This window comes from Coprococcus sp. RTP31081st1_H1_RTP31081_211007 (genome assembly GCF_040227275.1).
In the GTDB taxonomy this organism is placed as follows: domain Bacteria; phylum Bacillota; class Clostridia; order Lachnospirales; family Lachnospiraceae; genus Coprococcus; species Coprococcus aceti.
The window spans coordinates 89,144-111,782 of record NZ_JBEHVP010000009.1 but is presented as its reverse complement, the minus strand read 5'-3'; the positions used below and the strand labels follow the sequence as shown (position 1 = coordinate 111,782).

Here is a 22,639-nt window from a genome sequence, read left to right as displayed (position 1 = left end):
GATCCGGCACCTCATCTGATGCCGGATTTTTTACGCGCCGCCCCTGTTAGCACTCATTTTGTCTGAGTGCTAATTTTTTCTTGACTTTAGTTCCCAGCTGATTTATCATACCTTTTAGCCTGATGTGTCAGTGTACATTTCTATTAAGATTGAACACAGATCGGGGATGACACATCTTTCATTGAAAACCATTATATTTTAAGGAGATGTATACAATTATGAAGAACGGAAATTTATCGATCAACAGTGAAAACATTTTCCCTGTCATCAAGAAGTGGCTGTATTCAGACCACGATATATTTGTCAGGGAGCTTATATCAAACGGCTGTGATGCCGTGACAAAGCTTAAGAAGCTGTCTCTCATGGGCGAATTTGACGAGCCGGATGAGCCATATCGTATAGATGTGACCACAAGTGCCAACGACAAGACCATCACATTTACCGATAACGGTATCGGTATGACTGAGGCGGAGGTTGAGAAATATATCAACCAGATTGCTTTCTCAGGAGCCGAGGCATTCCTTGAGCAGTACAAGGACAAGGCAACAGAGGAACAGATCATCGGCCACTTCGGACTGGGCTTCTACTCCGCATTCATGGTTGCCGACAAGGTCACCATCGAGACAAAGTCATACAAGGACGGCGAGGACGCTGTATACTGGGAGTGCGAGGACGGCCTTGAATACTCCATGAAGAAGTGCATTAAGGCTGACCGAGGTACTACCATCACCCTTTATCTGAACGAGGACAGCTATGAATTTGCAAATGAATACAGGATCAAGGAGGTCATCGACAAGTATTGTTCGTTCATGCCTGTTGAGATCTACTACACCAACGCAGACGAGCCACAGGAAGATCCTAAGGATGCTACTGTAGACGTGGATGCAAAGGAAGTCAGCGACACAGCAGATAATGCTGAGGACAGCAAGGGCCCAGACGCAGACGATACAAAGGCCGAGGAGAAGAAGCCTGAAGCTCCTAAGCCACTCAACACCACTACCCCACTGTGGGCAAAGCATCCAAACGACTGCACCGACGAGGAATACAAGGAGTTCTACAGAAAGGTATTCCACGACTACAAGGAGCCTCTGTTCTGGATACACCTGAACATGGACTACCCATTCAACCTGAAAGGTATCCTGTACTTCCCTAAGATCAATACACAGTATGACAACCTTGAGGGAACGATCAAGCTGTACAACAACCAGGTATTCGTCGCCGACAATATCAAGGAAGTAATTCCTGAGTTTCTCATGCTCTTAAAGGGATGTATCGACTGTCCTGATCTTCCACTGAACGTATCACGTAGTGCGCTTCAGAATGACGGATTTGTCAAGAAGATCTCAGACTACATCACCAAGAAGGTTGCAGACAAGCTGTCCGGCATGTACAAGACACACAGAGAGGACTACGAGAAGTACTGGGATGACATCAACCCATTTATCAAGTTTGGTTGTCTGAAGGATCTCAAGTTTCTCGACAAGATGAAGGACTTCTGTATATACAAGAATCTCGAGGGCAAATATATAACTCTCCCTGAGTATCTTGAGGCAGGAAAGGAAAAGTATGAGAACAAGGTATTCTATGTAACCGATGAGCAGGCTCAGTCACAGTACATCAATATGTTCAAGGCTGAGGGCATGGACGCGCTGATCATGACACAGACCATCGACAGCCCATTCATCACACTGCTTGAGCAGAAGAATGAGAATGTTCACTTCTACAGAATAGACGCTGAGCTCTCTGACAACTTTGTCGGCGAGGAGCTCTCCGAGGAGACTGCAAAGGAATACAAGGATAAGCTCACAGCTACATTTGAGAAGGCTCTCGACATGAAGAACCTGAATGTAAAGGTTGAATCCCTGAAGGATGAGAATACATCTTCTATCCTCACCCAGCCTGAGGAGACAAGACGTATGCAGGAAATGATGAAGATGTACGGCATGGCCGGTATGGATCCATCAATGTTCGGTCAAGGCGAGGGAGAGACACTCATCCTGAACAGCAACAACAAGCTTGTTAAATACGTTCTGGACAACCCTGACAGCGACAACACAGCTACGATCTGCTGCCAGTTATATGATCTGGCCGTACTTGCCAACCGTCCACTGTCAGCAGAGGCAATGACCAAGTTCATCGCAAGAAGCAACGAGATCCTTGGAATACTTACAAAGTAATATAATCTGTCTGCCGGTTTACGGCAGCAGATCTTAATGGATAACTAACACAACAAAAAGCAGCAGCCCGATATGTCTTTGATAGCATATCAGGCTGCTGCTCTTTTATTCTATTCCACTCCCTAGTGGGCAAGTATCTCCACTCCATGTTCTGTCATAACCAGTGTGTACTCCCACTGTGCCGATGGTGAGCCATCCTCCGTGTAGATAGTCCAGCAGTCATCTGCATCCTGATATACATCAGGGCCGCCCATGTTGATCATAGGCTCAATGGTAAACACCATTCCCGGAGCAAGCACATAATCCTTGCCAGGCTGTCCTATATGACTTACATAAGGCTCCTCATGAATTGCAAGACCTACTCCATGGCCGCCTATCTCACGGACAACCGAATAGCCCTGCTCCTGTGCAAATTTGTTGATGGCATATCCTATATCTCCTATGGTCACATATGGCTTGCTGCACACCTCAACACCTATATCAAGAGCCTTCTTTGTATCCTCTACAAGCTTCTTCCATGCGGGATCAACATTTCCCAGCATGAACATTCTTGATGAGTCTCCGAAATATCCCTTGTACTCTGTTGTACAGTCGATATTAACTATATCTCCATCCTGGAGAATAATGTCATCACTTGGAATGCCGTGGCATACCACATCATTTACCGATATACACACACTCTTAGGATATCCCTCATATCCAAGACATGCAGGAATAGCGTCTATGGACTTTGTATAGTTATAGATAAGGTCATCCAGCTCTCTGGTAGACACTCCTATCTTGACAAATGGAGTTATGTAGTCGAGCACAGATGTGTTGACCTTTGAAGCCTCCCTGATTCCCTCGATCTGCTCTGCGTTCTTGATCATCGCATGTGTAGGGATCTTGAATCCTCTGTTCTTCATATCCTCAAGCTTATCGTCAAGAGCCAGGTGACAGGCCTTGTATTTCTTACCACTTCCGCACCAGCACATATCATTTCTACCAAGTTTCATAATTAACCTCTTTCTTTATTGCATAATATTTTCATTACATACCTATGGTATTAGCCACAAATACTATAATACGTTTTTGAGAATAATTCCACATTTTAATATGATAAATATTGTCAATTATCCTCGTCTATCCCCAGATACCTGGCAACATATGTATAATACCCCGACTCTGTTATGTTGTCAGCTGCTGTAAATTTATCCGCGACATATAGCTGCATCGCAATGAAGCTGTCATCCGATACCTCCGCACCCGTGTGGGATGTCAGCGTGTCCGTGACTGCGTTATATTCAAATGCATCCGTTATAAAGCTTCTGTCCGGGAACAGCACCAGTCCTGTACTATCTGACAGGATATCCCTTCCTATGATGAGCCTCGAATCATAATCCACTCCCATGAGATTGAGCATGGTCGGCAGGATATCTATACTGCTGCACACCTTGTCAACTCTCACCGGCTTCTCCATCGACGCCGACCATATGACAAGTCTGCTCCTGTACGCCTCAAGACTGTTTTCAAAGTTCTCCCCTGCCAGTTCATCCACAACGTCCATATTGTCATACGGTACATGATCCCCCGCCAGGACGATAACAGTATTGTCCAGCAGCCCCTTCTTCTCAAGTCTCTTCATCATATATTCAAGCATCTTTTCCATTTCGTACTGGGATGCCAGATATGCCTTTGTCGTATCCAGGACATAGTTAAGGTCACTGACCACAGCCTTGTTCTTCTCCGCCATGGCATTTGCCGCACCGTATCCATATGGCACATGACCGCTGACCGTCAGGTAGTACAGGTGGAACGGCTGCGTCTCTGTATACTTGTCAAATGTCTCCTCCATCATGACAAGATCCGACTGAGGCCACATGTCCTGCCCGTTCTCGTCAGTCTGGTACTCAAGCCCATTACCGCTGGCTATCCACTCGTATCCCAGCGCCGGATGGGTGATATTCCTGTCATAATATGTATAGTCGTTGTCATGGAATCCGTAACAGCTATAGCCGAGTCTCTTGAGCGTATTCGCCATGGAAAACAGCATGCCATTCTCATTGTCGGCAGCCCTGCACATACTGAGGTATGAACCGTTCTTAGTCGGGCTTCCCATCAGGTTTGCATACTCTCCGCCTAATGTTGAACCGTACCATAGCGGCTGATAGTAATTTTCAAAGACAAAGCCCTCGTCCGCAAGTTTTGACAGTGTAGGGAACAGACCGGAATCAAGCGCATAGCCTGAGAACCCCTCCGCAGTTATCCATATGACATTATAGCCCTCGAACATACCTGTATATTCATTCTTATTTGTCGGGGGTATATTTGCAAAATATTCGCTGAGCGATGAAACCGCATCATTTCCCGCAAGGTCATTTATGGCATCAAAATCCAGATCCAGGACATTCGGGGATGTGTCGATCACAACCTCCTCTGTGGTCGCTTCCGCGACATCCACCGTCTCGGTGGTAATCTCCTGCATCGTTGTGCTCTCTGTGGAGGCAAGTGAGTCGATATCGACCTCACCACCCGAGGCAAAATTTATCCTGCTCTGTGCTGAGCTCTTGCCTGCGATACCCTCTCTGACATCCACCACAAAACTCTCCATGACGCCGAGCTTTTCAACAGAGAGATCAACCGATGTATATTCCTTGTATAAATTGTACGGACTGTACACATCCGAGTCCACAGCCCACATCACAAACAGTGTTGTGGCATACACTAGAGCTGTTCCGGCGGCACCTATGAGGTTCACCCACCACCTTCTCCTGTCAAATGCCATAAATGTCCATATGCACACGATCATTATGAGCACCGGGACAGCCAGAAGAATAACGTCCACTATCTGTGCCTTTATATTGGATATGACCGTGTCCGCATTGTCCACAGCCTGATTGCCGAATTTTATGGTTCCAATAACAGACAGATAGTTGTTGAAGACCGAATGATATACGTACTGGGCGATGAAGATCACACCCGTAAACAACGTGAACAGCGTTGCAAGTATCTTATTGATGACCGGCGGAAAAAATCCTGTCAGCACGCCGAACACGCCTCCAGCCACCACCGCAAATGCTATTATAGCGGCTATGTTTCCATCATCCAGGCTGAAATTCATGCCGTGAAACAGCAATTCATAATACAGGATCAACACAGTGAACAGTATCCACCCCGACCATTCTCTGAAATATTCCCTTACATCCCCAAACATCGCCTTAAAAAACTTTATCATACGTTGAAATCTCCCATATAAACAAAAAAAATAAAGATATGGCCCTTAACTCCATATCTTTATTTTATATAATATTTTAAGACTTTTTACAATATTTTAAGATATATTATATCTACTTTACACCGTACTGATCGTAGTAAGCGTCGATAGCGGCCTTAAGGGTGTCATCTATGATAACTCTTCCCTTATACTCTCTGTTGTAAAGATGCTCCACTACCTCTGCCATTGTTACGATAGCTGTTGTCTTGATTCCGTAGTTCTCCTCGATCTCTGTCAGCGCACTCTTCTCGCCCTGGCCTCTCTCCATTCTGTCTACTGAAACCACAAGACCCATGACATCCACGTCGCCCTGTGCCTTGATGATAGGAAGTGTCTCCTGAATAGATGTTCCGGCTGTTGTGACATCCTCGATGATGACAACCTTATCGCCATCCTCTATAGGACTTCCAAGGAGTATTCCCTTGTCGCCGTGATCCTTTACCTCTTTTCTGTTTGAGCAATACTTGATGTCCTCATCGTACATCTCTGCTATGGACATAGTTGTCGCAACTGTGAGAGGTATTCCCTTGTATGCAGGGCCAAATAACACATCAAAGTCCAGACCGAACTCTGCATTTATAGCCTCAGCATAATACTCGCCAAGTCTCTTGAGCTGGGCACCTGTTCTGTAAAAGCCTGTATTGACAAAAAATGGTGTCTTTCTTCCACTCTTTGTAACGAAATCTCCAAACTTGAGTACGTTACAGTCAATCATAAATTCGATAAATTCCTGCTTATATGCTTCCATTTTAATAAAACCTCCTGTATTTACAGGGGTTCCGGGGAACCCCTTATTCTCAAAATAGCCTTACTACACACTTACTACACACTTTTGAGCTTACACAGCCTTTTCCATCTTCATCATCTCTGTAAACAGTGTATCCTCTGTCACATGACAATACAAATCCATTGTCATCTGCAAGGAGCCATGTCCGAGAATCTTCTGTAATGTCTTTGGCTGCATTCCGTTCTCAATTGCTCTGGTTGCAAAAGTATGTCTTAAGCAATGTGGTGAAAACATCTCATAGTCAGGATGCTCTTTTCGAATCCGGTTTACAATGGCACCGATTGCCTCCTGCACTATGAACTGTTGTGTAGGTCTGTTGTTTTTCGTAACAAACACCAAGTCCCTGTACTGTTCCTCTGTTTCGATTCCCTTAAAGAGAATCTTCTGTTTTTGAATGCGCTGTCGTTTCAATGCCTCCAACGCCCTCGTGGTTAATGGAATCGTTCGTCTTCCATTCTTGGTCTTTGCATCATGCATCTCAAAAATGTACTTACCATCTTTTTGAAAATAGCACAATGTGTGACGCACATACAGTACCTTCTTGTCAAAATCAATGTCCTTCCACTGAACACCACAAAGCTCTCCAATACGCATTCCGGTTTCTATGGCAAGCACAAACAGATTATAGTAGAAACTACTCTGTGCCTCACCTAAAAACAACTCTGCTTCACTTACTGTCAGTACACGTCTTTCCTTCTTATCTTCCTTGGAAATCACCGTGTTTAATTGCTTTGCAACATTTTTTGTAAGTAAATCAGAGTCGATTGCTTTTTCCAGCATATCCACCGGAATCTTTTTCGTGTTCTTTCTGGCATTATCAGAAACAAGCTCATTGAGTGCATTCTGCATGATAATCAGGTTCAATGATGTCAGCTTACGCCACCCAAGCTCCTTCTGTATCCGCTTATAATGTGTGGCATAGGATTCCCTAGTGGAATTCCTGCAATTCTTCTTACAGGTATTCATCCAAATCTCATACCACTCATCAAGGGTTACATCCTTGGTGACAACATTCAGTGCCTTCTCATCCTCATACTGTTCCTCACGCATCCTTTTACGAAGTTCATTCAGATTGCTTGCGTATATGGTCTGCGTCTTGCCGAAACGATTCACAAATCGTCCCTGATAAAGTCCATCACTCTTTCTCTGTGTAATGCCTTTACCAAGTTCTTTACCTTTTATGGATTTACCCATATCTGCCTCCTTCCAGCGTGTATATACGTTGAAAGGAACCATCAGTCCATCCAATTGTAGCATATACACACTTAATTTTCAATTAGTTTCATGGTTATTTAATAAATTCATTGTCTTTTTATGAATCAAATTTCCTAGCATCCAATCTGATTCAAAAGCCATTCATCCAGCTTGCCCTTGTGAGCATACAGTCTGTTTCCGATGCGAACCGCGAATACATCAGCATTTTCAGCCAACAACTCACGTGCCTTTGTCTGACCAATCCCCAAATAAGAGCAAAACTCTTTTACAGTCAATAAAGCCTTATCCTTCATTCTTCTACCTCCTCAAAATCCTATTTCTAAGCCAAACACAAATAAATTTCTGTTTTTTCTCCAAAAATATAGAACATTTGTTTGTGTCATATTATAATGGTTATGCGCATACCATTTCTTTTCAAAAGTAATCGTTTCTTATCAAAAACTATTACTCTCTCACTTATAGGAGATTTAGAAGGGGTTTTGCGGAAGTGTTTTTAAAAAAAGTTGCAAAAAATTTTAAATATGTATATACAAGGCAGGTTTTACGGATAAATGAACATTAGAAAACATCAGGAATTGATGGACTTCTGGGAATATTCTCATAACTTCGACAGCGAAGACGGAGCCTTTTCCATAGATGAGGATATTACCTTTGAGGCATCCCAGCAGGAATTACAAATTGAATTAGAGCATTTTAATGAAATGGATTTGGAACAGGAATTACATCCCATAAAAGATGATAATTTCCAGCCGAAGGATGAGCACCCCAATAAGACCATGTTAAAAAAGGAGCTTCGTGCCATTGCTTTAAAGCGACTGGAGGACGGTGCCCGCACTGTTTCGGATTTTGAGGAAGTGATAAGGGAATGGGACCTATTAGATTCCAACAGAGAACGCAAGGAGCGATATCACGAAATCGGCAGAGAAAACCTAGACAGCAAGAAGGATGTGGCACCACTTGCCATTGTTATCCCGGCTCCCATCAATCATGCTTACTGGCGACAGCTTATGAAAGGGGACTATATAGACATTATCTCTAACTGTCCTTTTGAGATGCACAACTCCCTTTCCGATGAGGACTATTCCAAGATTATTTATGACTTAAAGGACGACCATAAGGAGTTGATATACTTCCTATATCTTAGAGATTTCACTACCAGTCAGCTTGCTGCTTTACGTAATCAGAGCGACAGAAATATCCGTGGTGTCCGCTCTACTATTCTTGGTCAGATTGAGAAAAAGGTTCTTATGATACTGGTGGACAGGCAGGGAGAGGATTTTCCTTCTACCAATGGTAATCTTACCATGGAAGAACTGGACTTCCTATTAAGACATGAAGAAGAGATCCCGGCTACTATGGAAAAACTGGATAAAGAAAAGCTGGCTCTACTAAAGGAAATCGGTGTAGTGGTAAGAAGAATTGCCAGAGAACAGGAAAACCAGGCAAAGGAAGAAACCAAGAAACGCAAGAAAAATAATCGATCGGATCGTAAAAAAAAAGTTTAAATATGCATACAGACGTGCTATGATAGTAATAGTTTTTGCACAGAAAGGAATTACTATGAAGAATATCTTTCAGAAATCCAGTTCCAACTGGGTGAAATATGATAAATACGAATGGCGAACAGCCGCAAACGGAAAGTGTTATATTACACCTTCTGCGGATGCCAAGCCATCCATCTACAATCCTATCAAGGATTATGAGAAGCTGGTGCTGACCGCAATTAACATCGGTACTACTGCCATGAACAAGGCAAGTGAAGTTGAATTAAAAGAAGCCATTATGAGCTTTGTATCCGAATACGGTATGCTGGGACTAATGACTGCCCTGCCTACCACACCGGATTTTATTACATATGAGGCAGTCTATCTGCCAAAGAATCATTTTATCAAGGAAGGAAGCATCTCTACAGAGAAGTATCTGTCCTACTTTTTCCCTTTTGACAAGATTGATTTTCGCAAGAAAAGTGTGGAATCAAGTTGGAGTACTGACTGCGTAGAGATGATTGCTTTAATTATGACCATGAAGAATAAGCCGCAGGCTGTTATGATGAGTTTTCAGAATGAATATGCCGAGCCCTATGAATGGCTTGTGGAAGTATTCCGTGACTGGGCATTTACCTTCTTCTCCAGCTTTCTTTATTATCTGGACTACGACAGACTGGATAAGAATGAACGTAACCTATACCGTCAGGGAATGGCTGCTTTCGGCGGTGTGGCACCTACCTACCGCATAGAATTGCGGGAACGCCCTACCATTGTCTGGGACTTCAATTCCTTATTGTTATGTGTACAGATGATGTTTTCCTTTATGCTGACGGATGAAAACTCCACCATGAAGGTATGTAAGCACTGCGGCAAAGCATTTGTTGCCACCAGACCGAATATGGAATTCTGCTCACCACAGTGTAAAAACCAATACAATGTGTATAAAAGCAGAGCCAAAAAGAACGATACACCAACATAGGAGGACTGCGTATATGAATCATTCCAATATTATTATGTACACAACCGAAGACGGTTTGACGAAAATAGAAACTACCTTTGAGGATGATACTGTGTGGCTTTCCATTGACCAAATGGCAGAGCTGTTTCAGCGTGACAAATCAACGATATCACGTCACATCAAAAATATTTTTGAAGAGGGAGAATTACAGCGCATTTCAGTTGTTGCAAATTTTGCAACAACTGCCGCCGACGGAAAAACCTACAATGTCGATTACTACAATCTCGATGTAATCATCTCCGTAGGCTATCGTGTAAAATCCCACCGTGGTACACAGTTCCGTATCTGGGCTATGAGAATATTAAAAGAATACATGAAAAAAGGATTTGCATTAGATGATGACCGCTTAAAAAGACTTGGCGGCGGCAATTACTTTGACGAATTGCTTGCCCGTATCAGAGACATCCGCTCCTCTGAAAAGGTATTTTGGAGAAAAGTTCTGGAAATCTATGCTACCAGCATCGATTACGATCCTAGTGCAGAAAGCTCCATCCTATTCTTTAAGCAGGTGCAGAATAAGATGCACTGGGCAGCACACAAGCACACAGCTGCAGAAGTTATTTACCAGCGTGCCGATGCTGAAAAAGATAATATGGGACTTACCTCATGGGCTAGTGACACCATCCGTCGCCCCGATGTAGAAATTGCAAAAAACTATCTTACCCAGCAGGAATTGGATGCTTTAAACAAGATAGTTACAGCCTATCTCGATATCGCCGAGGTACACGCTCTCAATCAGGAACCAATGTATATGAAGGACTGGCTGGAAACCATTGACGATTACCTGAAAATGACCCGCCGTGATATTCTTACCAGTAGCGGTCACATCAGCCACAAGCAGGCACTTGATAAGGCTCATGCCGAATACACCAAGTACAAGAACCGCTTGGAAAACACCATTTCCCCAGTTGAACAGGACTTTATCAAAAGCATTGGTACATTGGAAGAGATTGCAGATTCCGACAAGAAATAAATACCCAAAAATACTTCAGGCGGGCCTAAACAGCCCGCTTGCAACAAAATCAACTTCTTGGATTTCCTAAATCAAATTTAGCAATCGCTTCATCCAAGATTCCGCTCCATTCAGCCAATCCGCATTCATTAAATTTCTGAATCTCGGAATTAATCACGTCTAACAACATTTCCAGCTTTATTTGGTTCCGGATTAGGCTTTGAATATAACCAATGGTTTATAAAAACAGATTTTTCACTCATCTTATTTCTCATGCTCCTATGTTTTATCTCATCTCGGCACACACCATTTCACCCTTAGAATTTACATCCACATCTATCTCATGTCCACCAAATACATAACCATCATCGTATCCTACAGTATAAGAGCCATTCTGATTCACAAATATATATTTCATTCGACCCTTTAATGCGTCTGCAAATTCTTCCGGTGTAGAAAAATGAATTTCGCATTCATCTTCATATTCTTCCACGCACTCCAATGCAGCATCATACAGATCCTCATCAGATGCAATATACGATCTAAACACCTCATCCTTTGAAGCAATATGCTCTGCAAAATCTCTGGCAACAGTCAAAGGCTTTTTCCAAGTTGCCTTACTGTCCCACTCTACCTCAATATAAATTGTGATGTCATTACCTGCAAAATCATACTTACCTTCAAACAGACCTTCCGATTTTTCTAACACTAATTTCCCCAGCACCTCATCCTCTAAGACAATTGGTGCCAGATACTTTTCCTGATTTTTATCAAGCTTTGTTCCGGATGCATTTTCTTCCAAAACCTCTCTGATGTACAGAAATGCAAGTTCTCCGAAGTAACTATACTGTAATCTTCCTGCCACCTTATAAATGACACCCTCTTTAAATCTGTTAAAATATCCGCTGTTTTTCTCCTGTGCATCATGTTCCTCGTTAGGTATAGGCCATGTCATAACCTTTATCTTCTTCACCATACTGGCAGCGTTTATATCATAGATTGCAACAGCAGAACGTGTAATAATATAATACTTGTGACTCTTGTCCCATCTGGACGAGTCACCTTTTCCAACAAGAACGTAATATATGCTCTCCTCACCCTCAAATTTATTATCTTCCTGATAGATTTCATGTATATCCATAGTCGCTCCTCCACAATAATCAAATCTATTTATGCCGTTGTACACCAAAATATATAATAAAACATTTCCTTTGTTTCTATAACCCAAGCATTGTCAAAATCTGTTATAGTACCTGTTAAGGTTTTTATGGGTTCTCCTATTTCAAAGGATACTTTTCGATTCATTCCCTCAATAATTTCATGTAGCCATTTTACAACATCGTCTGTAGCATCTACAAAAACACAGTTTTTATATTCTTCAGCATCACAAGAAAAATCATTCTTTATCTGATAGTCCAAAGCTTTTTGAATAAATTCATCAATGCTTGATGTTTCATTTTTTCCTGCAACTACTATACATAAAGTCTGTTCTGAAACCTCGCAATTAAAGGCAAGATTACCAAATTCTATTCCGAACATTTAATCACTCCAATCCATAAATCACAACACTGCAACATACCCAACCTGTAGTTCCTTACAATAAATCGGAGGCGATATATTTCGAATCGCATAGTGCAGACATATCAAGCGCTAGCGCTTTTGCAACTGCTGTCAGCACAATATCAGTAGCACCGGTATATGTATATCTGTCTTCCGCTAATGACTCATAATACTTTACAAGCTTTCTGTGATGCTTGTCCTTTACAGTGTTCAAATGTCTTAAAAACAAGTCAGTTCTTTCTGCATCAGGAGCATTGTAAACATCTACAATCCCTCCATTTTCTTTACTAAAATCTCCGAAATACCCCTTATCCCTATAATAAAAACCTTTGGAAGAATAACACTTTCCTTCAAAATATAAATTACGGATAATATCCAGACGAATATCTATGTATTTTTCTTCAACCATTTTTGTTTTAATAAAATCCACTTGCTCAGAATCAACATCAAACAAATATGCTAATGAGAGTAAATTAGCCACATCGTCATATGTTAGGTTCCCTTCACAGTACAGAACCTTCTGTTTATCATTTTCTATATATTCCAAAACATCATGCTTTATCTCATCAATTTCATACCCCAATTGATATTTAATCAAAATAACAGATAATAGCTTTAAGCCTATTGCAATATGAAGTCTTGAGGCATTCTCTTGGTTAAGATTATCTTTATATCGATTAATTCTTTTTTCAAGATTTTCTAATTCTTTCTGATAGTATTCCTTTGACTTAAAATCATCTTTTATTCTATTCATAATTTTATCCCTTCATTCCGACTAATAAATTTTTCTTAATACTCTCCCGGACATACTTCTATTCCCAACGAATATTTTACCTCATTCAATAGCTCTTCCTCAGTTAAGTTATACGGAAAAGGCTCTGCATCCTCCATAGCATTATTCATAAGTTCATCATATGTTCCATACTCTATCACAATAAATGGTTTATCCGAAAAACAAACTTCATCCACTCTATAATACTGTCCATTATACTCAAAAGTCGGTCTGACAGAACTGTTTTTCACAGCATCATTTCCTCTTCCGTCAAGAAATGACACCACAAACCGTATTGCGGCTCCGTAAAATCATATTGCAATGATTTCTCCCAATCCTTTGCATTCAAAAGCGTTAAAATATTCTTATCTTCTCCATTTGTTCGGTATGTGCTGCAGCGACACTTCATGCCATGAAATTCTACAATCATTTTTTTACATCCTTACTATTTTTTGTTCAACCATATTACTCAATTTTAGCCTCTACCAAAATATAAAACTTATATTCCTCGTTCTCAATCCACATGGAAGTCTTTGTAATTTGCACATTTAAAGGGCACTGGTCATCAAATACCGTATAACATTTCGTTCCCGAGCCCTGATATACAGCCTCTCCGTAATATTCCTTTTTCATATATGTAAGCTTCAGCTTTAATGCTTTATCAAAAGTAGACCATGCATTCGAATCATTTTTCAGATATGACTCCTTGCACCTTTCTGCTTCCATTACCATATCCGAAAAATTCAACAGCTCGATTTCTGTATTTTTATCTATTTTTAATTTTGTCTTCTTAAAGCCATTTATCACCTTTACCTTTGGAACAGATGGCACTTTTGCTTCTACTTCTGCTTCAAAAGAAACGTTTTCTCCACATTCCTCATTCCAAAACACATTCGCCTGACCGGACCATTTTACCTTAATCAAATCCTGCGTAACATCTAAAATATCAATTTTTCCTGATGTGACATCCTCGTGCTCTAGCACATACAAAGTTCCTGCCTCTTCGCCCTTGTTATTATAAGCCTCATTCCATTCAAAGCTTTTTCCTATTAATTTATTTGGTTCTTTTACTCCGATATGAAAACCATTATTATGATACAATCTAATGGTTCTAAGCTCATAATCCAAATCTTCACCCTCATAGCTTCCGTCTATATCCAGAAACATGATTAATGATTTGTTATCTTCTGACATCTCAAAACCTACATTAGCAGCAGTGATTTTATATTCATAATTATTCAGTTTCAAATACATATCGATCCCTCCCGGCATTGTGTTGCTAAATTTCTAATTTTTCATTTTGAGATAAAATGTACTCCACTGGATTTTTGCAAAACCGATTTGCTCTTGATTTTTTCATAACCCCAATTATCTCTTCCATTCGTGGTGAGTAAATCTTATCTCCCACAAGAAACATTGCACCGATTTCTTGTACATATTCAATCACTGAAATTAAGTTGGTTTTCGTAAGACTTCGCAAATCCAATCGACAGCTTATTTCATCTAATATGTTATCAATGTATATGAACTCTATACACGTTTCATCCGATTTTCCATACTGGATAATGTCTTTTGACCAACTATCCTCCTGTTCAAGAAACTTAAGATTATGCGGTGGTTGAGGTATCCCTTTCCACGAAATCATTTCATCATGACTTAATCTATCAAAATTTAATCTTGCCGGTATAATATTGCATTGAAACTGCCATATCGCCATGTTAAGTCCACCCACTATCATCTATGTTATAAACATAGAATTAAAACATTCTCTCTGTATCCGTCAAGTAAACATCCTCTCCATACATACGGATAAGTTGTGCATCTTCCTCCATTAATGCCTCCACCAGCATGCGGACATTAGCCTCTGTAAGTTTTTCAACAAAAATAAACGGCGATCCGGGTTTAAGGAATGGCACATTATCTTTTTTCATAAGATACGCCACATTATCCGGAGTAGCAACAACAAATGTATATTGCTTCCCATTCTCAGTTTGAACAAGCACATCCATATTATCATTATCAGGATTGATACTGTCAAACGCTGTAGGAAAAATAATATTGTAATTCATAAGATTCTCCCTTCGTATATGAGTCTCACCTTATACTTTTCATGAAATAATTATCCAATAGCCTTCTAATATAGGATGGTGTCACAGGTACTTCCGAATCAAACGGTGGATATTCCAGATTTATCTTCTTATCTTCTGACAAAATGTGAATTCTTAATCTTCCATTATCATCAGCACGCACAAACCAATAGAATATATTTCCTTCATATTCTATTTTTCTTTTCCCTTTCTTTGCAACCATACTCAAAACCACCAATCCTATTAAACCATTTTTTTAATTTCTCCATACCAGCTCATCAGCTCTGACACAGGTGATATTCCACTCTTGGTATAGTTGTCATAACGATAGGATGCATCGAATTTATGCGTAGCAACATCAAATTCCAGCTTATATTCATTGGGACATTTTTGTTGATAACTATCACACAATTCAACCAGCTTATTAATATCTTTTGTTCCAATTGATAAAAACTCGTCAGAAGCTTCATCATCAGCAAAATTCCCCGCGGGTATAACATCGTTTCCTTTCACGAAAATGGCATTAAACATTTTCTGTGATGTATCTTGGTAAATGTAGATATATATTTTATCAACATTTCCGTTTGTATACTCCATACATAGAGATACAAACTCCGCCTGTAAATCAGTAAACGCGTCTTCAAAACCTTTCATCACAATTTTCTCCTTTATCCACGTATTTTCTCCAGTTCAAATTTTAAAACACAATCTCTCCAAGGTCCGGATAGCCCTTCTTAAGCACATCCATATTCCTTTTTAGCAGCGATAGTTTATCCGGCTGATTACTCTTAAAATAATCCGTAATAACTTGAAGTAGTGAAAGAATTTCCTCTCTTCGGTATGTGGATTGTGATATAGTCGCTATGGCGTAATAATATCCTTCCACCGGCTCCACTTTATTCTTCCCATCAGAGAACGGATACCTATTTTCTTCCAATGCTTTCATAATCACATCTACGATTCCACATCCTCTGAAAAAGGTAACATTCTCTGGTAGTCCTTTAATTTAATTGGTGCATGACTAAAAGAAGCTATCTTCTTACAATACTTCCAGATCTTTTCCTTATTGGTGTCGTCTGTATGAGACATAAGGATATAGGTCATAGGCTTTGTAATTATCATTTTTCTTTTGTCATCAAATATACCCTGTGCCTGTAATTCTTTAAATGATAACATTTCAAATGTATGTATAACCTCTCTCATTTCCTCTATTGTAGGCGCTGTATCCTTCATTGTATTTACCTCCGTTTTAGGCTATTTATAGCACTTTTAAAGCTTCTATCATTAATCACTCAACTTCATGTAATCATCTACTGGAATTCCACCCATGCAGATGATTCGTACATCATCCCATCTTTCTTTTAATGATTTTCCTCTATAAATTGTTGCATTCACTAATTCATCTGCTGTTAAAAATTCCGTTCCATTAGGAATATCACACAATCCAGCCCAGTAGGGTTTATCGTACTGTGGAAGGCAACCTATATAGTGTTCTGGTTCACTTATTTCATCAACAAAATAGAAGGATGTTTCATTCATAATTTTGCCTTTTCTCAATTCTGCCAAGAAATAGTTAAAATCTACAGTATTCAAATTATATTCTGTATGGTCCATATACTATATCCTCATAATAAACAATCATCACCGACGGCAACAAAATCAAAACCAAATCAGATGGATAACAAAAATCCGACCACTTTGTACAAAAAAGATTAATTGGCAATTGTAAACCATTTTCACAGTCATAATATATCAATATCTTGTCCACATTTAATTCACTAAAAAATGTTTCAAAAGCTTCTCTGGTTTTATCTTCATTCTCTCCCCACTGGCAATCTTTAATTAATACTGGAGCGCTATGATGAACTATATCGTTTATGTATGCACTCTCTTGAAATATTTCCTTTTCACAAATCCGAATCCATTCCTTCTCTACTTCATCCTTGGATATAACACTTATTGTAGATAGTTCCTGTTTAGATAACACTGCATATTTTTCATCGCTAAATCTCCAATAATATTTGAAATCTTCAATACTCAAATAATCACCTACTTTTTCTGCAATTCCCTTAACTCATCAAAGGAATAATCCCTATAATTTTCACCCGGCTCCAGAATAGAATTTGTCGTTGCCGGAATCACCTTTAGCAATTCATTCACATCAATATCTTTCGGAAACGGAACAATATCCCCGTGTTCATTTTCGTCCTTATGTGCACAGAAGATAAATTCTCCAGTCTCCCAATTGATAGCAAATGTGTTCATATTTCCAACAGCATCCATATCCATCAGTTCTTCATGATTTGCTATAAAATTTTCATATATAAATTCATATAATGCATCCTTATCGATTTTAATGATTCTACATTCATTGTCCTTCATCTGTCACACCTCACAACAGTTTTTGAAATCTGCATATTATATCCACTCTCCATAAAACCATATATTCGATTTCGTATAATAGTCTTCATCATTGAGTTCTTCTATATATCCAATCTCAGGCAACTTTGTCATGATTCCTCTTTCTTTCGCAAAGGAACGCTTATCATCCACTCTCGTCCATATCTGATAAGGTCCTTTCCTGTCCCAAAAGGAATTATAATACTCCTCATCATAGAAAATAATAATCTGGGATTCCCGTACATCCGGATAGGTTATAGCTGCTACTACCTTACAAAATGGTAAATCCTTCGGCTTGTTACCGATAATTTCCTCGGTCTTTTCAAGCCATTTCTTACAAAATGCAGTCTTAATCTTACCAGAGGTTTTAGGTTTCGAAAGCCATGGTCCGCATGGTACGTGAAAATGCTCGTATGAATCCTCTGTATCTTTGAAGGGCAAATCATTTGCATTTTTAAATGGATCTATTTTATCCATCCATCTTAACAGTCTTTTAAATTTTCTCTGATGTCCTCTGGATTTGCTTCGAATCATATATATTGACATTTTGCTTTCCCTTCTGTATCTTATCTGGCGCCATCCATCCACGAACCATATGCCTGACTTTCAATGTATTTTAAATTCAGCTTTTCATATTCCTCTATGGCATCACACAATCCCCTGTCGTAAGATTTACACAGCATCATTACATTATCATTTTGATAATAATCTGTATTTATGCGTACTTTCTGCCTGGTTTCCTTGGGATTATAATAGATGACATATTTCTTATCGCAATACTCCGGTGCAATGGTTTGACCTTCTGTAAGTATATTTTCCAGCTGTAACTTAATATAATTTCCCATATCAATCCCCCTAAGGCCGTCCCTGCTCCACAATCATCTCTACATTTTCAAACACATCCACAAACACCTGCTTTGCTCTTTCCAAAAGCTTATGACATACCTCCGGTTCCTGAAACAAAAAGCTTACACGCAACTCTATTCTTTTTACATCAGGATATTTTTCTTCATATTGTTTGGAATCTATGTACCAAATATAATTATTGAGTTTCTCCTGCAACAACAATAAATGTCGATTCATATCTGACCAGTCCATTCCATCTGCAAGAAGAAGTATCAAACTTGAAGTTTCCTGTTCATACGCCAAGCCATCTATGGTATCTGTATTTTCAACGTTCAGCTTATTATTGTTATTCTCTAACTCCATATCATCACCTATTCCATTATTTTCCGTATTTCCTCTGCATTTTCTTTCAAATAGCGATATTCACTTTTATCCGCCAAATCCAAATATTTTTCAAGTTCAGCCGAATGAATAATATGCAACACATGAAGTACCACAATCTTTTGGTACTCTGATGCATAAGCATCATCCTTATATTTATCTCTCCACCAAAAATCTATTGCATACTCCTCGGCTTTGTCCGGGTAAATATAAGCTAAGGATTGCAAAGCAAGACGCTGTGTATACTCATTATCAACCTGCAAAAAATCGAATATCAGCTCCCTTATTTCATCCTTACCATTACAATCCTTCAGACTCTCTGCGAATTGCCACTTTGCATTTATGTAATCAGTAGACAACACTTTCTTGCATAATAATTCGTACCACTCAGGATAATCTAATAACATTGCTACAATACGGCTACATTCGTTATCCCTTGCAATCCCAAATAAAATATCATCAAGCATCTGCTTCGAAGCTTCATCACAGGACGTGGTCTTAATTATATCAAATATAACATCACACATATCGTCAAATTCATTTAAGTCAATCTCCCATTCCCCATTGTCGCGACTTTCGCTCCAATCCGGATAGTCTTTATTCGCTCTTTTTATAAATTTGGCAATACACTTATGCAATTTTCTTTCATAATTATCAAACATATCTTACCTACCAATCAATAGCTTTATAACACATACAACTACGCTACTTGTACAACCTACACTTTACCATGTTCAGGAGGTTCATTCCACTTATATTTTCTATATTTTTTATTAAAGGGCGAACTGTAAATTACAACAATTCGCCCACAACATAACAATATAGCAAATATTACGTTTTAATAATTACTACCTTGTTTCTCTACTCTTCTGTACGCTGATACTTCTCGAATCATCTCTTACACCATAGTATTTCTTACGATACTGATATTCAGCCATAAATTCATCATACACAGTCATCTTATAACGGATACTATTCATCTTCTCTCTCGTATATCCCATACGCTGACAGTAAGCATTATATTCTGCTGTATAATCATCTGTAGGCACAGGTAGAAGCGAAGCACGTTCTTCCATAGACAGCTTAGTATAATCAATCGTTTCCGGAAAAACCTCTGTATCTTCTGATACTTTTTCTTCTGTCTCAGGAATTTCAACATCTGCTTCCTCTGATACTACAATAGCCAGTAGCTCGTCTATTGAAGCAGTCTGAATAGCTGCGATCTTAGAATCCTCTACAGTCTCAGAAATCTGCTCTTGTATTGCTTTCTCTGCGTCCTTCACTTCCGCAAATTCCTCATAAGACATAATATCTTCCTTTGCCATCTCCAAAGTCACATCTGCTGTATCTTGGTATTTGATATCTTCCAAATAATCCATATACTCCCACTTCCACTTATGGGTAGAACTGGAAAGCTGGCTTAACACCATATCCCAAAGTTCTACTGCTCTGGCAGCTTTTTCATGATACAGTTCTACTGCCTGCTGTCGCTCAAACTCATCTTTGGTCATAACCGGTGCTGTAAGCTCCCCTTCCATGAATCCGGCTGCATCATTTACATTTATAAACTGTGATTGCAGATAATCCACATAGTCTTTATTCCAGTCCTCTCTTGCAAGCTCTTCACTACAATAATCCTGACAAATACGATTTCTGTCAAATGCCAGTTTTCTTTTCCGCGCAAGAAGCTCTCTCTGCTTCTGCTCCTCCTGTAGCTGTTTCTCCTTCCTTGCAGCCTCTTCTCTGGCAAGTGCCTCTGCTTTTACCCTTACTACTTCCTCAGCAATGCGACGGGCTTCTTTTTCCGCATTACGCTCTGCCACAACCTTTGCAATTCTTTCTACAAGGTCAGCTTTGCCATAACCTTCTCCCAGCTTATTTCCTCGAATACCCTGCTTCATACCCGACGTGGAAAATGTCACTGTTTTATTCGTAACACGAATCTTCCAGTTATACATAAATTGCAGACATTCAACCATTTGCTCAAAGGAATCCACGAAAGGCAACAGCTTGTCTATGGTATCCCGAATCAATTCTCTGTTAGAAGTGACACCAACACCGTCCTTGGCATTCTGATTCATCAGATTCTTTTCCACCCAGTAGTTGTCCGTGTGCTTCTTAGCAAGCAAATCTACCTGTCCTAAACCCAGTCGGATACACTTCTCCATTACCCACTTTTTTGCATGGAACATCATCTTCCCGGTGCTTTTGTGCTTACAGCCCAGCTTCCATTCACAGGGTTTCTCATGCCACCTGCTCTGCTTTCCGGCATACTTTCTGACAGAATTGATAACCATGTGAACGTGCATATTCTGACTGCCATTGTGACCATCCGGATGAACTGCCACCACTGCCTGATGCCCCGGTGCGAATACCGAAAGCCATTGCTTGCCAAATTCCAACGCCTGCTCTATGGTAATGGGATCATTTGGCTCAAAGCTGATGATATAGTGATGCGCCTTTACATCCTTTACGGAATTATTCTTGCCATACAGACGATTGACCTCGATACATTCTGCACCAAAGCTGTCCACATCACAGTTCACACCTACAATCAGATAATTCTCACGCTCTTGTATTCTGCCTTTTTCATCCAACACAGGCTTGTTGGTATATTCATCAAACTGGCAGGTAAGATACTCCACCGCCGAAGAATAAAATCGGTTCTTTACTGAGATATGCTTCAAAATCGCCATTAACCTTCACCATCCTCTCCACTTTTGCGCCTACGCTTCTTTCCACAGGCAACATCCTCCAATGCAGGAAGTATTTTAAATTTCAAATCCAACAGCTCCCTTATGGCTTCCTTCAGTTCATAATAAATGCTGTAAAAATCTCCGCCACCATTTAAGTGCTTTGCTATCTGGTTCAGGTTGGAACCAATCTTGCCCAGCTGCATGGAATACTCCTTCAGCAGACTGGTATCACCATAACAAGGAAGCTTTCTTCCTAATGCACACCGTCTGATATATTCCGAGGTGCTAAGCCCGGTCTTTCTTGCCTTCGCTTCAATCTCTTCCTTATCCTCTGCCGAAATACGCATGGACATCAGAACCATATTCTCTTTCTTTTTATCTGTATTTCTCATAAATTCCTCCATTCCGATACACAAAAAAGCAGGTAAATAAATACCTGCTCCCTCGTACCTACAAAATATAAATTTTTAATTGCTACTCCAATAGAATAATTAAACTGCCGGATACGTCAGAAGATTTTCCCCGATGCAGATTCTGCATCTCCCCTCCCGTGCATAGCCTCGCTCCCCTAAGGTCGCTCACCAATGCGCTCGTTGCACTCACGGATATTTCCTTTAGCAGTCTGTTGCGGCTCGTTATAATTCGCTCGCCGAATATATGGAAATGTGTCATACACCTGTCTTACAGAAATCTGCTAATCACATTTCTCATAAGAAATCCTGCTATAGCCTCCGCATCATTTTCCTTAAGAAATCCTTCTTTCGCTGATGCGTGCCGACCTAAGTCGGCATGGGCTCCGGATACGTCGCATAAGGTAGAGCAAGTTCCGCCCTGTATATACACGGGCAGGAACTTGTTGGGGATTTGACATCCCCAAGCCCTAGCTTTTTCGCCTTATGGACATAAAAATAAAGCCTGCAAGCAGACTTTATTTTTTGCCAAAGGCTTGGCTGGCTTCGTAAGAATTTCGTATCACAGCTTTTCCCATAGAAAAAGAACTGTCTTACA

29 protein-coding genes are annotated in these 22,639 nt (G+C 40.1%); 4 read left to right on the top strand and 25 right to left on the bottom strand.

The annotated features are described in order from the left end of the window. Nucleotides 1–218 precede the first annotated feature (218 nt). Nucleotides 219–2,177: a molecular chaperone HtpG gene (gene htpG / locus ABUA31_RS13115; RefSeq protein ID WP_349818302.1), complete on the top strand. Its 1,959-nt coding sequence runs from the start codon at nucleotides 219–221 to the stop codon at nucleotides 2,175–2,177. Nucleotides 2,178–2,299: 122 nt separating this feature from the next. On the opposite strand, the gene ABUA31_RS13110 is transcribed toward htpG, so the two are convergent. From ABUA31_RS13110 to ABUA31_RS13090, 5 genes are all read right to left on the bottom strand, one after another. Continuing rightward, on the bottom strand, nucleotides 2,300–3,172 hold the full coding sequence (locus ABUA31_RS13110; protein WP_349818301.1) for a methionyl aminopeptidase: 873 nt from the start codon (nucleotides 3,170–3,172) through the stop codon (nucleotides 2,300–2,302). A gap of 113 nt (nucleotides 3,173–3,285) precedes the next feature. Continuing rightward, on the bottom strand, nucleotides 3,286–5,391 hold the full coding sequence (locus tag ABUA31_RS13105; protein ID WP_349818300.1) for an LTA synthase family protein: 2,106 nt from the start codon (nucleotides 5,389–5,391) through the stop codon (nucleotides 3,286–3,288). A 112-nt stretch (nucleotides 5,392–5,503) separates the two neighbouring features. Next, the gene (gene pyrE / locus ABUA31_RS13100) at nucleotides 5,504–6,178 is read right to left on the bottom strand and encodes an orotate phosphoribosyltransferase (RefSeq protein ID WP_055144715.1); all 675 of its coding nucleotides are present in this window, start codon (nucleotides 6,176–6,178) and stop codon (nucleotides 5,504–5,506) included. Between the two features lie 90 nt (nucleotides 6,179–6,268). Then, nucleotides 6,269–7,411 (bottom strand): site-specific integrase, encoded by a 1,143-nt coding sequence (locus tag ABUA31_RS13095; RefSeq protein WP_055144718.1) that lies wholly within the window; start codon nucleotides 7,409–7,411, stop codon nucleotides 6,269–6,271. A 134-nt stretch (nucleotides 7,412–7,545) separates the two neighbouring features. Continuing rightward, nucleotides 7,546–7,725, bottom strand: a complete 180-nt coding sequence (locus ABUA31_RS13090) for a helix-turn-helix domain-containing protein (RefSeq protein WP_015534801.1) — start codon at nucleotides 7,723–7,725, stop codon at nucleotides 7,546–7,548. Nucleotides 7,726–7,983: 258 nt separating this feature from the next. Between ABUA31_RS13090 and ABUA31_RS13085 the strand changes: the two genes are divergently transcribed. From ABUA31_RS13085 to ABUA31_RS13075, 3 genes are read left to right on the top strand one after another with little or no spacing between them, the layout of a single operon-like run. Further along, complete coding sequence (locus ABUA31_RS13085; protein WP_117549080.1) at nucleotides 7,984–8,937, top strand: hypothetical protein; 954 nt, start codon at nucleotides 7,984–7,986, stop codon at nucleotides 8,935–8,937. A 55-nt stretch (nucleotides 8,938–8,992) separates the two neighbouring features. Next, nucleotides 8,993–9,898: a hypothetical protein gene (locus ABUA31_RS13080; protein WP_055144724.1), complete on the top strand. Its 906-nt coding sequence runs from the start codon at nucleotides 8,993–8,995 to the stop codon at nucleotides 9,896–9,898. Nucleotides 9,899–9,911: 13 nt separating this feature from the next. Then, the gene (locus ABUA31_RS13075) at nucleotides 9,912–10,910 is read left to right on the top strand and encodes a virulence RhuM family protein (protein WP_055144727.1); all 999 of its coding nucleotides are present in this window, start codon (nucleotides 9,912–9,914) and stop codon (nucleotides 10,908–10,910) included. A 265-nt stretch (nucleotides 10,911–11,175) separates the two neighbouring features. Here the strand turns inward: ABUA31_RS13075 and ABUA31_RS13070 are convergent, their stop codons facing one another. The 20 genes from ABUA31_RS13070 to ABUA31_RS12975 all read right to left on the bottom strand — a co-directional run bounded on the left by ABUA31_RS13070 (nucleotide 11,176) and on the right by ABUA31_RS12975 (nucleotide 22,023). After that, complete coding sequence (locus ABUA31_RS13070) at nucleotides 11,176–12,030, bottom strand: DUF2262 domain-containing protein (RefSeq protein WP_015534800.1); 855 nt, start codon at nucleotides 12,028–12,030, stop codon at nucleotides 11,176–11,178. A 29-nt stretch (nucleotides 12,031–12,059) separates the two neighbouring features. Continuing rightward, on the bottom strand, nucleotides 12,060–12,428 hold the full coding sequence (locus ABUA31_RS13065) for a hypothetical protein (protein ID WP_055144730.1): 369 nt from the start codon (nucleotides 12,426–12,428) through the stop codon (nucleotides 12,060–12,062). A gap of 55 nt (nucleotides 12,429–12,483) precedes the next feature. Beyond that, on the bottom strand, nucleotides 12,484–13,203 hold the full coding sequence (locus tag ABUA31_RS13060) for a PoNe immunity protein domain-containing protein (protein ID WP_055144732.1): 720 nt from the start codon (nucleotides 13,201–13,203) through the stop codon (nucleotides 12,484–12,486). A gap of 35 nt (nucleotides 13,204–13,238) precedes the next feature. Then, nucleotides 13,239–13,472 carry a hypothetical protein gene (locus ABUA31_RS13055; RefSeq protein ID WP_055144735.1) on the bottom strand — a complete coding sequence of 78 codons (234 nt, stop codon included), beginning with the start codon at nucleotides 13,470–13,472 and terminating at the stop codon, nucleotides 13,239–13,241. 214 nt (nucleotides 13,473–13,686) lie between these two features. Beyond that, nucleotides 13,687–14,475 carry a hypothetical protein gene (locus ABUA31_RS13050; RefSeq protein WP_055144741.1) on the bottom strand — a complete coding sequence of 263 codons (789 nt, stop codon included), beginning with the start codon at nucleotides 14,473–14,475 and terminating at the stop codon, nucleotides 13,687–13,689. A 25-nt stretch (nucleotides 14,476–14,500) separates the two neighbouring features. Beyond that, nucleotides 14,501–14,938, bottom strand: a complete 438-nt coding sequence (locus ABUA31_RS13045) for a hypothetical protein (RefSeq protein WP_055144743.1) — start codon at nucleotides 14,936–14,938, stop codon at nucleotides 14,501–14,503. A gap of 40 nt (nucleotides 14,939–14,978) precedes the next feature. Next, nucleotides 14,979–15,290 carry a hypothetical protein gene (locus ABUA31_RS13040; protein ID WP_055144746.1) on the bottom strand — a complete coding sequence of 104 codons (312 nt, stop codon included), beginning with the start codon at nucleotides 15,288–15,290 and terminating at the stop codon, nucleotides 14,979–14,981. A 25-nt stretch (nucleotides 15,291–15,315) separates the two neighbouring features. Then, complete coding sequence (locus ABUA31_RS13035) at nucleotides 15,316–15,531, bottom strand: hypothetical protein (RefSeq protein ID WP_055144749.1); 216 nt, start codon at nucleotides 15,529–15,531, stop codon at nucleotides 15,316–15,318. Nucleotides 15,532–15,551: 20 nt separating this feature from the next. After that, the gene (locus tag ABUA31_RS13030) at nucleotides 15,552–15,962 is read right to left on the bottom strand and encodes a hypothetical protein (protein ID WP_055144752.1); all 411 of its coding nucleotides are present in this window, start codon (nucleotides 15,960–15,962) and stop codon (nucleotides 15,552–15,554) included. Nucleotides 15,963–16,005: 43 nt separating this feature from the next. Beyond that, nucleotides 16,006–16,254, bottom strand: coding sequence for a hypothetical protein (locus ABUA31_RS13025; RefSeq protein WP_133300871.1), 249 nt, complete (start codon nucleotides 16,252–16,254; stop codon nucleotides 16,006–16,008). An 8-nt stretch (nucleotides 16,255–16,262) separates the two neighbouring features. After that, nucleotides 16,263–16,541 (bottom strand): hypothetical protein, encoded by a 279-nt coding sequence (locus ABUA31_RS13020; protein WP_055144758.1) that lies wholly within the window; start codon nucleotides 16,539–16,541, stop codon nucleotides 16,263–16,265. A 51-nt stretch (nucleotides 16,542–16,592) separates the two neighbouring features. Further along, nucleotides 16,593–16,922: a hypothetical protein gene (locus ABUA31_RS13015; protein ID WP_238050222.1), complete on the bottom strand. Its 330-nt coding sequence runs from the start codon at nucleotides 16,920–16,922 to the stop codon at nucleotides 16,593–16,595. Continuing rightward, nucleotides 16,903–17,349 (bottom strand): hypothetical protein, encoded by a 447-nt coding sequence (locus ABUA31_RS13010; protein ID WP_055144761.1) that lies wholly within the window; start codon nucleotides 17,347–17,349, stop codon nucleotides 16,903–16,905. Before ABUA31_RS13010 ends, ABUA31_RS13015 begins: the two co-directional genes overlap by 20 nt. A gap of 8 nt (nucleotides 17,350–17,357) precedes the next feature. Then, a complete protein-coding gene (locus ABUA31_RS13005; protein ID WP_238050221.1) occupies nucleotides 17,358–17,690 on the bottom strand; it encodes a hypothetical protein in 333 nt (110 codons plus the stop codon). 36 nt (nucleotides 17,691–17,726) lie between these two features. Further along, nucleotides 17,727–18,254 (bottom strand): DUF3916 domain-containing protein, encoded by a 528-nt coding sequence (locus ABUA31_RS13000; protein ID WP_055144767.1) that lies wholly within the window; start codon nucleotides 18,252–18,254, stop codon nucleotides 17,727–17,729. A gap of 20 nt (nucleotides 18,255–18,274) precedes the next feature. After that, nucleotides 18,275–18,553 carry a hypothetical protein gene (locus tag ABUA31_RS12995; protein ID WP_055144769.1) on the bottom strand — a complete coding sequence of 93 codons (279 nt, stop codon included), beginning with the start codon at nucleotides 18,551–18,553 and terminating at the stop codon, nucleotides 18,275–18,277. A 10-nt stretch (nucleotides 18,554–18,563) separates the two neighbouring features. Continuing rightward, nucleotides 18,564–18,917: a DUF6572 domain-containing protein gene (locus ABUA31_RS12990; RefSeq protein WP_117874275.1), complete on the bottom strand. Its 354-nt coding sequence runs from the start codon at nucleotides 18,915–18,917 to the stop codon at nucleotides 18,564–18,566. 8 nt (nucleotides 18,918–18,925) lie between these two features. Continuing rightward, the gene (locus tag ABUA31_RS12985) at nucleotides 18,926–19,597 is read right to left on the bottom strand and encodes a hypothetical protein (protein ID WP_055144775.1); all 672 of its coding nucleotides are present in this window, start codon (nucleotides 19,595–19,597) and stop codon (nucleotides 18,926–18,928) included. A gap of 186 nt (nucleotides 19,598–19,783) precedes the next feature. Next, complete coding sequence (locus tag ABUA31_RS12980) at nucleotides 19,784–21,631, bottom strand: relaxase/mobilization nuclease domain-containing protein (RefSeq protein ID WP_349818299.1); 1,848 nt, start codon at nucleotides 21,629–21,631, stop codon at nucleotides 19,784–19,786. Continuing rightward, a complete protein-coding gene (locus ABUA31_RS12975) occupies nucleotides 21,631–22,023 on the bottom strand; it encodes a plasmid mobilization protein (RefSeq protein WP_015534770.1) in 393 nt (130 codons plus the stop codon). Before ABUA31_RS12975 ends, ABUA31_RS12980 begins: the two co-directional genes overlap by 1 nt. Nucleotides 22,024–22,639 lie beyond the last annotated feature (616 nt).

Coding starts and splice junctions, on each gene's coding strand:
- ABUA31_RS12985 (WP_055144775.1), bottom strand. CDS start 19,597: ATGTTTGATAATTATGAAAGAAAATTGCATAAGTGTATTGCCAAATTT.
- ABUA31_RS13015 (WP_238050222.1), bottom strand. CDS start 16,922: ATGGACCATACAGAATATAATTTGAATACTGTAGATTTTAACTATTTC.
- ABUA31_RS13020 (WP_055144758.1), bottom strand. CDS start 16,541: ATGAAGGATACAGCGCCTACAATAGAGGAAATGAGAGAGGTTATACAT.
- ABUA31_RS13035 (WP_055144749.1), bottom strand. CDS start 15,531: ATGGTTGCAAAGAAAGGGAAAAGAAAAATAGAATATGAAGGAAATATA.
- ABUA31_RS13080 (WP_055144724.1), top strand. CDS start 8,993: ATGAAGAATATCTTTCAGAAATCCAGTTCCAACTGGGTGAAATATGAT.
- pyrE (WP_055144715.1), bottom strand. CDS start 6,178: ATGGAAGCATATAAGCAGGAATTTATCGAATTTATGATTGACTGTAAC.
- ABUA31_RS13105 (WP_349818300.1), bottom strand. CDS start 5,391: ATGATAAAGTTTTTTAAGGCGATGTTTGGGGATGTAAGGGAATATTTC.
- htpG (WP_349818302.1), top strand. CDS start 219: ATGAAGAACGGAAATTTATCGATCAACAGTGAAAACATTTTCCCTGTC.
- ABUA31_RS13040 (WP_055144746.1), bottom strand. CDS start 15,290: ATGAATTACAATATTATTTTTCCTACAGCGTTTGACAGTATCAATCCT.
- ABUA31_RS13110 (WP_349818301.1), bottom strand. CDS start 3,172: ATGAAACTTGGTAGAAATGATATGTGCTGGTGCGGAAGTGGTAAGAAA.
- ABUA31_RS13025 (WP_133300871.1), bottom strand. CDS start 16,254: ATGAAAGCATTGGAAGAAAATAGGTATCCGTTCTCTGATGGGAAGAAT.
- ABUA31_RS13000 (WP_055144767.1), bottom strand. CDS start 18,254: ATGTCAATATATATGATTCGAAGCAAATCCAGAGGACATCAGAGAAAA.
- ABUA31_RS13085 (WP_117549080.1), top strand. CDS start 7,984: ATGAACATTAGAAAACATCAGGAATTGATGGACTTCTGGGAATATTCT.
- ABUA31_RS12980 (WP_349818299.1), bottom strand. CDS start 21,631: ATGGCGATTTTGAAGCATATCTCAGTAAAGAACCGATTTTATTCTTCG.
- ABUA31_RS13075 (WP_055144727.1), top strand. CDS start 9,912: ATGAATCATTCCAATATTATTATGTACACAACCGAAGACGGTTTGACG.
- ABUA31_RS13070 (WP_015534800.1), bottom strand. CDS start 12,030: ATGGATATACATGAAATCTATCAGGAAGATAATAAATTTGAGGGTGAG.
- ABUA31_RS12995 (WP_055144769.1), bottom strand. CDS start 18,553: ATGGGAAATTATATTAAGTTACAGCTGGAAAATATACTTACAGAAGGT.
- ABUA31_RS13095 (WP_055144718.1), bottom strand. CDS start 7,411: ATGGGTAAATCCATAAAAGGTAAAGAACTTGGTAAAGGCATTACACAG.
- ABUA31_RS13045 (WP_055144743.1), bottom strand. CDS start 14,938: ATGGCGATATGGCAGTTTCAATGCAATATTATACCGGCAAGATTAAAT.
- ABUA31_RS13090 (WP_015534801.1), bottom strand. CDS start 7,725: ATGAAGGATAAGGCTTTATTGACTGTAAAAGAGTTTTGCTCTTATTTG.
- ABUA31_RS13050 (WP_055144741.1), bottom strand. CDS start 14,475: ATGTATTTGAAACTGAATAATTATGAATATAAAATCACTGCTGCTAAT.
- ABUA31_RS12990 (WP_117874275.1), bottom strand. CDS start 18,917: ATGGAGTTAGAGAATAACAATAATAAGCTGAACGTTGAAAATACAGAT.
- ABUA31_RS13065 (WP_055144730.1), bottom strand. CDS start 12,428: ATGTTCGGAATAGAATTTGGTAATCTTGCCTTTAATTGCGAGGTTTCA.
- ABUA31_RS13060 (WP_055144732.1), bottom strand. CDS start 13,203: ATGAATAGAATAAAAGATGATTTTAAGTCAAAGGAATACTATCAGAAA.
- ABUA31_RS13005 (WP_238050221.1), bottom strand. CDS start 17,690: ATGAAGGACAATGAATGTAGAATCATTAAAATCGATAAGGATGCATTA.
- ABUA31_RS12975 (WP_015534770.1), bottom strand. CDS start 22,023: ATGAGAAATACAGATAAAAAGAAAGAGAATATGGTTCTGATGTCCATG.
- ABUA31_RS13030 (WP_055144752.1), bottom strand. CDS start 15,962: ATGAAAGGTTTTGAAGACGCGTTTACTGATTTACAGGCGGAGTTTGTA.